Raw genomic sequence first — 9,274 nt, 5'->3', positions numbered from 1 at the left:
CACCCTGTTGACTTCCCGATTCTTCCAGCCGGTGAGGGAGAGGCATGGCAATCGCGTCCTGGTGGGGTGAATCATTGCTGGACGCCGGTGCGGACCGGCAGCCCTGGGCAATTTCACGCACTGCGGAATCCAGATCCGAACTGCGTTCCGCGGTGGCCGAACTCGGTCGCGTCTTCCGCGAACAGGGAATAGGTGAGAACAGTACCGTTCTGCTCCGCATGAGGCCGAGCCTCACCTATCTGCGGGTGCTGCTCGCCCTGTGGAGCCGGGGCGCGCAGGTCCTCCTGGTCGACTTCCGGGCGACACCCGCCGAGTACGAGCCACTGGCCGAACTGCTCCGGCCCCAGTACGTGATCGACTCCGACGCGCACCCGGGGCCGGCGACCGGGTTCGAGGAGGAGGTCGCCTTCAGCGTCGGCCCCAGGCCTTCCGGGCGCCCCGCCGCGTCCGACGCCTGCCTCGTCCAGTTCAGCTCCGGCTCGACCGGCCGGCCCAAGGTGATCGGCCGCACCCCCGCGTCGCTCCTCGCCGAACTCGACCGTCACGCCGCCCTGCCGGAACTGCCCGGCGCCGGCGACCGCCTGGTGCTGCTCAACTCCCTCGTGCACACGATGGGCCTGGTCACCGGTGTGCTGCACGCCCTGCGGCAGGGCGCGACGGTGGTGCTGCCGCCCCTGCCGACGCCGGCCGAGGTGCTGCGGACGGCCCGGGAGACCGGGGCGATGGCGATTTACGGGGTGCCGGCCCACTTCGAACTGCTGTCCAAAACCCCGCAGGTGCCCCCGCTGCCCGCGCTCCGGCTCGCCGTCACCGGCGGCGAACGGCTGCCCGTCGAGGTGTACGAGGAGTTCCACCGCAAGTACGGGGTCCGTGTGAGCCAGGTGTACGGCGTGACCGAGACCGGCCTGCTCGCGGCCGGGCTGCACGGGCCGCGGCCGCCGGTGCTGGGCAGCACGGTGCCCGGGGTCGAGACGAAGATCGTCGGCCAGGAGCTGTACGTACGCCTGGACCGGTCGCCGTATCCGCTCGACGACCAGCCGGACCGCTACGTGGACGGGTGGCTGCGCACCTTCGACCGTTTCGCCGCGGACGACGCCACCGGCGAGCTGAGCATCCTCGGCCGGCTGGACTCGCTCGTCACCATCGGCGGCCTCAAGGTCGACCTCGCCGAGGTGGAGGCCGTGCTGCGGGCGCACCCCGCGGTCGCCGAGGCGGTGGTCCTCCACCACGAGGTGATCGAGGCGTACGTCGGGGGCGAGGCGGCACCGGAGGCGGGCGAGCTGATCGCCTGGTGCCGGGAACGGCTGAGCGCCGTCAAGGTCCCCAAGCGGTTCTTCGCCGCCCGCGCCCTGCCCCGCAACAAGACCGGAAAGCTCGTCCGCGACCGGAACGCGATCCGCGCCGGCCTGTGACCCCACCTGGAGGGAAAACGCCAGTGATCAGCAAGGATGAGATCAGGGAGATCCTCTCCCAGAGCCGCTCGTTGGCACTGTCCGCCGACGTGGGCGACGACGCGGAGTTCGTCATGGACTCCTTCACCATGGTCACCCTCCAGGCCTGTCTGGAGGACCGGTACGGCATCCGTCTCGATCCCCGGTTCGAAGAGCTCCAGACGCTGAACTCGGTCAACGAGATCCATGCATACCTGCTCGACCGCTTCCCCGAGCAGGTGGCCGGCTGAGGCGGCCGGCCGCGCCCCTCTTCCCCTCCCCGGTCCCGGCGCCGCGCCGGGACCGGGGAGGAGCGCGTGCTAACGTTTTACGCTGTAATGAGATAGCGAAGGAGGGGAGTGACGTGAGTGCGGACACGGCGGCAGAGCTCGCTATTGAGGTCACCGACCTGCGCATGAGCTACGGATCCACGACGGTCCTGCACGGAGTGAACTTCCGGGTCGCGAGGGGCGAGGTCGTCGCACTGCTCGGCCCCAACGGCGCGGGGAAGACGACCACGATCGAGATCCTCGAGGGCTTCCGGATGCGCTCCGCCGGCGAGGTGCGGGTGCTGGGCACCGATCCGGCGCACGGCGACGAGAGCTGGCGGGCCCGCCTCGGCGTGGTCCTCCAGTCCTGGCGGGACCACGCCAAGTGGCCCGTCCGCGAGTTCCTGGCGCACTACGGCTCCCTGTACGCGCCCTACTCCACCGAGCGGATCACCCGCCCGCGTGACGTGGACGAACTCCTGGAGGCCGTCGGGCTCACCGAGCAGGCCGGCCGGCGCGTCGGACAGCTCTCCGGCGGCCAGCGGCGGCGGCTGGACGTGGCGATCGGCATCGTCGGCAGCCCCGAGGTGCTCTTCCTCGACGAGCCGACCGTGGGCTTCGACCCGGAGGCCCGCCAGGAGTTTCACGCGCTGGTGCGCCGGCTCGCCGAGGTCGAGGACACCACGATCCTGCTGACCACCCACGACCTGGACGAGGCCGAGAGGCTGGCCGACCGCATCGTGATCCTGGCCAGAGGGCGGATCGTGGCCGATTCCACCCCCGAGGAACTGGCCCGGCAGGTGGAGGCGGGCGCCGAGGTGCGCTGGGTCCGCGACGGCGAACGGTTCACCACCTCGACCCGGACCCCGACCCGGTTCGTGCGTGAGCTGTTCGCCGCGCACGGCGCCGACGTCGACAAGCTCGAGGTCCGCCGGGCCACCCTGGAGGACACCTACCTGGCCATGGTGCACGCCGCCGAGTCCGGCCGGGACGGCGCCGGACTCCCGGAGCTGGGCGCACCCCGGGCGGCCGTGGAGCGGGTGGCGGAGGTGTCGTCATGAGCGTGACCGCGACCGCGACCGCCGTCCGCAGCGGACTGGCGGCGGGCCGGATCGAGACCCGCCAGTCGCTCTCCAGCGTCCAGGACGTCCTCGGCATGCTGTTCATCCCGGTCGTCCTGCTCGTTGTCGCCCTGCTGCGGCGCGGCTCCGACATCGGCGGCACCGGCTTCTCGCTCGGTTCCACCACACTGGCCGGCCTGCTGGGGCTGACACTCGCCTTCAACGGCTTCCAGGCCGTGGCCTTCAACCTGCTGATGGAACGGGAGGACGGCACGCTGCTGCGGGCGAAGGCCGCCCCGAACGGCATGGTCGCCTATCTGATCGGCAAAATCATCCACTCGGCGGCGACGACCCTGATCACCACCGCCCTGCTGCTGGTGCCCGGCGTCCTCCTCTTCGACGGGGTGCGCCTGGACAGTGTCGGCGCCTGGTTCACGCTCGCCTGGGTGCTCGTGCTCGGGATGCTCGCGACGATGCCGATCGGCGCCGTCCTGGGGTCGTTGCTCACCAGCCCGCGCAACATCGGCATCGTCATGTTCCCGCTGCTGGCGCTCTTCGGCGTATCGGGCATTTTCTTCCCGGTCACCGAGGCGCCGGAATGGCTCCAGTGGATCGCCCAGGTATTCCCCGTCTACTGGCTCGGTCTCGGAATGCGTTCCGCCTTGCTGCCGGACGAGTTCGCCGCCGTGGAGATCGGTGATTCCTGGCGATATGTCGAAACGTTCTGCGCACTCGGTGCGTGGGCCGCTCTCGGGCTTTTGCTGGCGCCCGTGGTACTGCGGCGAATGGCGCGCAAGGAATCCGGCTCGGCCGTCGAAGAGCGCCGGAAAGCGGCGATGCAGTGAAAGCAGTCACGGGGCCGTCACGCCTTTTCGGCGGCCCCGTACGAAGGGCGGCCGCCGAGTGGCCGTGCGGTAAGGTAATGACCGTCCAGTCCGGCACCAGTCAAGGGGATGTGGTGGTGGTTTTCGCCGGTCAAGGGGATTTCCGTCGTTCCTTGGCCCTGCTGTGGCGCACCCCCGGTGAGGCGGTCACCCGGAGCGCTCCGGGACCCCGGCCCGGACTGACCGTGGACGCGATCGTGGACGCCGGGATCGCCATCGCCGACGCCTCCGGGATCTCCGCAGTCTCCATGCGCGAGGTGGGCAAGCGCGTCGGGCGGACCGGAATGGCGCTGTACACCTACGTGCCCAGCAAGGACGAGCTGGTCGACCTCATGTACGACCGCGCCCTCGCCGAACTGCCCACCGACTACGACCTCACGGACGGCTGGCGCGCGGCGCTCTCGGCCTGGACGCACGACTACTGGGCGTTCTGCCTGCGCCACCCCTGGACCCTCCACGTCTCCCAGGCGCGTCCCGTGCTCGGGCCGAACGAGAACGCCCTGCTGGAGACCGTCCTGCGCATCCTCTTCGCGACCGGGCTCAGCGCGCAGGTGCTGCGGCGGATCGTCGGCACGCTGATCAACCATGTCCGGGGCGCCGCACAGACGGTGGTCGACTCCCGGCAGGCCGCCGCCGCGACGGGTGTCTCCGACGAGGACTGGTGGGCCGCCCGCTCCGCGGCCTTCGAGGAGGTCGTACCCGACTTCGCCGAGCGCTTCCCGACGGTCGTCCGGCTCGCCGAGGAGGCCGCCACGGCTCCCCCCGAACCGGAACTGCCGTATCTGGAACGGGAGGCGACCGAGACCTTCGATGCCGGACTGGCGGTCCTGCTGGACGGGATCGAGGCCATCGTCCGCCGCAGCGCGCAGGATGCGCCGGACATGCCGGACGCCCGGGGTACGCGGGTGCCGGAGGACGCGTAGGGCCCGCCGTCCGGATCGCGCCGGTGCAGCGGGCCCTGACACGGGGTGTCCCCGGTTCCTTCCAGGGGTCAGCCGGATGTCTTCGCCATTCCGGCCTCGGCCAGGATGGAGGTCGTGTGGTACCACGGGTTGCCGGCGGACTCGGAGATCAGGTCGCGGGACTTGGTGTCGTAGAGGCGGCCCAGGTACAGCGCTGTGTGCTGGACGAACTCCAGCGCGGTGAAGTACTTGCGCATGAACGTCGGCTGGTCGAGCGCGAACTCGGTCACCGTGATGTTCCGGTTCTGCGGGACGTCGCGGGTGAGCAGGCGGACGAGGTTGTCCATCTTCTGCTGCGTGTAGGCATCGTCGTCGCTGTCCCGGAACAGCAGGACGCTGTGCGGGCGGTCCGGGTCGGAGAGCGTGGCGACCTCGCTGTGGCAGAACTCGTGGAAGAAGTTCCGGGTCGCCGGTGCCATCGCCATCTCGTTGAAGTGCATCTTGGCCAGCTTCAGCAGGCTCATGTACCACTTCGGCGACGCGAGCATGATGATGTTCGCGTCCTTCGAGCGCAGCGCGGTCGCGCGGGCCAGCTCCTCCAGCTCCGGAGTGAAGTCCGTGGCGAGATGGCCCGCCAGCGCGGCGACCTCCGCGCGGTGGTCCTCCTTGATCAGTCCCAGCCGCGGGAACATGTCGAGCAGGATCGCGAAGTACTGGCCGACGTGGAAGAGCGGGTACTCCCGGTCCGGCTCGCTCAGTTCCCACCGGGCCACCGACACCCCGGCCTGCCGGCCCAGTTCGGCCAGCCTGCCGCCGGAGGTCAGCAGCAGCGTGCGGTGGTAGCGGCCCGCGAGCTGGTGGAAGACCCGGACCGGTTCCTCGGAGTGGCCGCTGTAGGAGCTGATGACGAACAGCGTCCCCTCGTCGTCGACCACCGACCGCGGGACGAGGTAGGGGAAGTCGTAGTCGTTGAAGACGAGGACCTCCACTCCCGCACCCGAGGCGTTGAGGAACGTCCCGATCACATCGGAGACGATGGCGGAGCAGCCCATCCCGGAGAAGACGATGCGGTGGAACTGTCCGCTCTCCATGCGCTCGCGCAGTTCGGGAGTGACCTCGGTGAGGGAGTACTCGCCGGACTTGAGGAAGTCGGAGCGATACCTGATCTTGAGGAAGTCGGCATACCGGTCGAGGCGTGCGAACATGAAAGGCTCTTCTCTCTCGGAGCGGGCGGTGACCGCTACCACATGAACTGGCCACCGTCGACGATGAGTTTCTGGCCGGTGATGTAGCGGGCCCCGTCGCCGACCAGGAACTCCAGGGCGTTCGCCATCTCCTCGGGCGAGCCGATCCGCCCCTGCGGAATCTCGGCGAGCAGTTCGGCGCGCGCCGTCGGATCGGCGACCCGGTACCGGGTGCGCATCTCCTCGGTGTCGATCATTCCGGGGATCAGGCAGTTGACCCGGACGGCCGGGGCCAGCTCCAGCGCGAGGCACTTGGTCAGATGCAGCAGTCCCGCCTTGCTCGCGCAGTAGTTGACGCCGTTCAGCCGGGGCCGGATCGCGGTCGTCGCCCCGACGTTGACGACACTGGCGCCGCCCTCCAGGCCGAGCATGGCCGGGGCGAACGCCTTGGTCAGGTAGAACGGCCCGGACAGGTTGGCGTCCAGTACCTGCCGCCAGTCGTCGTCCGCCATCTCCAGGAAGGGCCCGTCGATGTTGCGGCCGGCGTTGTTGACCAGCACCCGGGGCGCGCCGTGCGCGGAGAGCACCCGCTCGGCGAAGGCGGTCACCGCCTCCGGGTCGGCGACGTCCAGCCGGACCGTCTCGACCCGGTCGCCGAGTTCCTCGCTCAACAGGTCCGCGGCGGCCTTGTCGGCGCGGTACACCGCGACGACGTGATAGCCGAGCCGGGCCAGCCGGCGGCTGAGCGCGACCCCGATCCCCTTGGTTCCTCCGGTGACGACAGCGGTGCGGTTCGGCATGGTCCTCTCAGGTGTCATCGGCGCGTCGGCGGACAGTCGGGCATACGGGGGCCGCGTTCCGGTCATCCGAGGACGACCGGAAGTTCGCGGAAGCGGGTCCACAGCGGCATCGGCTCCAGGACCAGTTCGTCACGGCCGACGGCGAGCGACAGGCCGGGGTGCCGCTCGAACAGAACCTGGAGCGCCATCCGGGCCTCCATCCGGGCCAGGTTGGCGCCGAGACAGAAGTGCACACCGTGGCCGAAACCGAGGTGCGGGTTGGGGGAGCGGGTGATGTCGAAGCGCTCCGGCTCCTCGAAAACCTCCGGGTCCCGGTTGGCAGCCGCGAGCAGCGGCAGCACCGACGCCCCCGCGGGCACGGTCTGCCCGTGCCATTCGATGTCCTCGACCGCGGTGGCCGGCCGGGTTCCGGTGATCGGCGGCAGATAGCGCGCCACCTCGTCGACCGCCGACCGCCACAGCGCCTCGTCGTCCGGCGCCGCACGCAGCAGGTCCAGCTGGTCCGGGTGGTCCAGGAGGGCGGCCACCGCATTCGTGATCAGGTTGTACGTCGTCTCGTAGCCCGCCGTCACCAGGCTGAACACCATGGCCACCAGCTCGGTGTCGGCCAGCCGGTCGCCCGCCTCCTCGGCCTCGATCAGGCCAGTGACGAGGTCGTCCCCGGGCTCGGCCCGCTTGCGGGCGACCAGGTCACGAGTGACGTCGACGAGGTCGCGCACGTGCGCCTCCCAGTCCTCCTGGGAGCCGCTGAACCCGCTCATCAGCGCCGTGACGCCCTGCTGGAAGCGGACGCGGTCCTGCTCACCGACGCCGACGAGGTCGGCGATGACGGTGTAGGTCACGGGGAGCGCGAAGTCCTGGCGCAGGTCGATCGGGCCGCTGCCGCCGCCGAGCGCGTCCAGACGGCGTTCGGCGAGCACCCGGACCTGCGCGCCGAGGTGCTCGATGCGCTTCGGCGTGAAGGGAGCCGCCACCAGGGAGCGCAGCCTGCGGTGCTCGTCCTTGTCCTTCATGTCCAGGGTCGAGCTGACCAGGCGGATGTGCTCGGGGATCTCGACGCCCGGCGGAGGCCCGTACGGGGACCGCAGCAGGCGGGGGTCGGTGAGCATCGCCTTGCAGTCCGCGTAGCGGGAGACCACCCAGACGTCCTGGGCGAACGCGCCGAAGTCCAGCCGGATCTGCCCCAGCGGAGAGTTCTCCCGCAGCCAGGTGTAGTGGGCGGGCGGATCGGCGGCGAACTCCGCACCCCCCATGACGATCGGCAGGGTGACGGAGCTTGGGGTGACGGTCATGCGGGTGCCCTCCTCCAGGCAGGGGTGCGCGGCACAGGCCGGCTGGAGGCGCACCCGCGAGGGCACTCCTTCAGTCGGCCGGGGTGCGGGGGTCCGACTCAGCCCAGGAACTCGGAGATCGGTGTGCCGCGCAGCGACTCGCGCAGGATCTTGTTGTGGCCGGTGTCGTCCTCACCGCTGACGAGGACCGCGCCCCACTTGTCGAGCGGAATGCTCCCGCCGTACTCCTCGACCCGGTCGGTGTCCGGGTAGACCCGCACGCTGGTCGGGACGTAGCGGGTGGCGAAGCCCATCCGGTGGCTCTTCGTCGTGATGTTGGGCAGCGACGCATGCATCAGGGTGGACCAGAAGATCACGCACTGGCCGCGCCGCATCACCAGGTCGAAGGCGTCCTCCTCGGACGGCTTCCAGTCCGGGTCGATCTGGAGATCGCGGTAGTCGTAACCGAAGAAGCCGCGCGGAACGCCGTCCTTGACCTTGGAGTTGATCTGCGAGGTGTCGTAGGTCATCCGCTTGGTCTCGTCGTAGTTCATCCGGTGGTGCGAGCCGGGGATGACCTGCAGACAGCCGTTGTCCCGGGTGGCGTCGGTGAACGCCGTCCACACGGTGAGGGTGCCCTTGCCGAACTCGGTTTCGGTCTCGCCGGGCCACAGGATCTGCGGTTTGCCGCTGGCGTTGGCGAAGGTGTCCGCCTGATGCCAGTCGGTGCCCTCGTCGCCCGGGTACTTCGGGAAGAACTCCGTGCGCCAGCACAGGACGTTGGGCCCCAGGATGGACGCGACCCGTTCGGTGATCTTCCGGTTGCACACGTGCTGCATGAGCAGGTCGACGTCGAGGTGGCGGTCGTAGTTCGCGATGTTGGTCGCGCCCGACATCGCCTCGTCCACCGGGTAGGCGGCGTGCGAGCGGTCCAGGACCTCACGACGGGCCCGGCGCCACAGCGCGTCCATCTCCTCCGGGGTGTAAATCGTCAGCGGCCCGATATAGCCGTTCTCCCGGAAGAAGTCGAGCTCGGTTTCCGAGAGCCGCCACTGGTGGGTGTCAAGTGTCATGCTGGATTCTCTCCGGGTGCGTCCTCGAATTTCTGGCGGACCATTTGCGGGACGCGTCGGTCAAAACCGTGGGGAGGGAGCAGGAGTTTCGACGTCCCGGGTGCGTTCGGTGTTTCGGCGTGATCGGAACCTAGCCGAGCACCCGAGTCATTGTCGACGCGTCGGCCGACCGGCAGGAGCGGCCCGGTGTCCCGCCGGCGGGACACCACAGTCCGCCTCGGCCACCCCGTATGACCTGCCCGTCGGGGTCCGGAGCGGTCGGCCGCCGCCCCATTCCTGGCGGGCGGTCGCCGGGCTTGTACCGGGCCCGATGCGCCGTTACGTTCGGCCGGAGCGAATTCGCTGTATCGATTGTTCATTCCCCGGCCCGCCCGAACCGGCTCTATGCGCCGGCGGATTC

The 9,274-nt window shown here is 69.7% G+C and carries 9 protein-coding genes; 5 read left to right on the top strand and 4 right to left on the bottom strand.

Annotated elements, in window-relative coordinates; translation table 11 throughout:
• Positions 1–44 precede the first annotated feature (44 nt).
• The 5 genes from OO68_RS03475 to OO68_RS03455 all read left to right on the top strand — a co-directional run bounded on the left by OO68_RS03475 (position 45) and on the right by OO68_RS03455 (position 4,567).
• Positions 45–1,412: a class I adenylate-forming enzyme family protein gene (locus OO68_RS03475; RefSeq protein WP_033306595.1), complete on the top strand. Its 1,368-nt coding sequence runs from the start codon at positions 45–47 to the stop codon at positions 1,410–1,412.
• A gap of 23 nt (positions 1,413–1,435) precedes the next feature.
• Positions 1,436–1,681 (top strand): acyl carrier protein, encoded by a 246-nt coding sequence (locus tag OO68_RS03470; protein WP_033306594.1) that lies wholly within the window; start codon positions 1,436–1,438, stop codon positions 1,679–1,681.
• 164 nt (positions 1,682–1,845) lie between these two features.
• Positions 1,846–2,760: an ABC transporter ATP-binding protein gene (locus OO68_RS03465; RefSeq protein ID WP_063739293.1), complete on the top strand. Its 915-nt coding sequence runs from the start codon at positions 1,846–1,848 to the stop codon at positions 2,758–2,760.
• The gene (locus tag OO68_RS03460; protein WP_033306593.1) at positions 2,757–3,605 is read left to right on the top strand and encodes an ABC transporter permease; all 849 of its coding nucleotides are present in this window, start codon (positions 2,757–2,759) and stop codon (positions 3,603–3,605) included. Before OO68_RS03465 ends, OO68_RS03460 begins: the two co-directional genes overlap by 4 nt.
• 77 nt (positions 3,606–3,682) lie before the next feature.
• Entirely contained in the window at positions 3,683–4,567 is an 885-nt protein-coding gene (locus OO68_RS03455; protein WP_439332892.1) for a TetR/AcrR family transcriptional regulator, read from the top strand.
• A gap of 68 nt (positions 4,568–4,635) precedes the next feature.
• Here OO68_RS03455 and OO68_RS03450 read toward each other — a convergent pair whose 3' ends face one another.
• The 4 genes from OO68_RS03450 to OO68_RS03435 all read right to left on the bottom strand — a co-directional run bounded on the left by OO68_RS03450 (position 4,636) and on the right by OO68_RS03435 (position 8,874).
• Entirely contained in the window at positions 4,636–5,751 is a 1,116-nt protein-coding gene (locus OO68_RS03450) for an SIS domain-containing protein (RefSeq protein ID WP_033306592.1), read from the bottom strand.
• Between the two features lie 35 nt (positions 5,752–5,786).
• Positions 5,787–6,530 carry an SDR family NAD(P)-dependent oxidoreductase gene (locus OO68_RS03445; RefSeq protein WP_033306591.1) on the bottom strand — a complete coding sequence of 248 codons (744 nt, stop codon included), beginning with the start codon at positions 6,528–6,530 and terminating at the stop codon, positions 5,787–5,789.
• Positions 6,531–6,592: 62 nt separating this feature from the next.
• The gene (locus OO68_RS03440; protein WP_157852669.1) at positions 6,593–7,822 is read right to left on the bottom strand and encodes a cytochrome P450 family protein; all 1,230 of its coding nucleotides are present in this window, start codon (positions 7,820–7,822) and stop codon (positions 6,593–6,595) included.
• Between the two features lie 98 nt (positions 7,823–7,920).
• Positions 7,921–8,874, bottom strand: a complete 954-nt coding sequence (locus OO68_RS03435; RefSeq protein ID WP_033306590.1) for a chlorinating enzyme — start codon at positions 8,872–8,874, stop codon at positions 7,921–7,923.
• Positions 8,875–9,274: the final 400 nt, after the last annotated feature.

The sequence above is a fragment of the Streptomyces iakyrus genome, assembly GCF_000717055.1.
GTDB lineage: Bacteria > Actinomycetota > Actinomycetes > Streptomycetales > Streptomycetaceae > Streptomyces > Streptomyces iakyrus.
The sequence above is the reverse complement of the archived record's forward strand: the minus strand, read 5'-3'. Positions and strand labels throughout refer to the sequence as shown.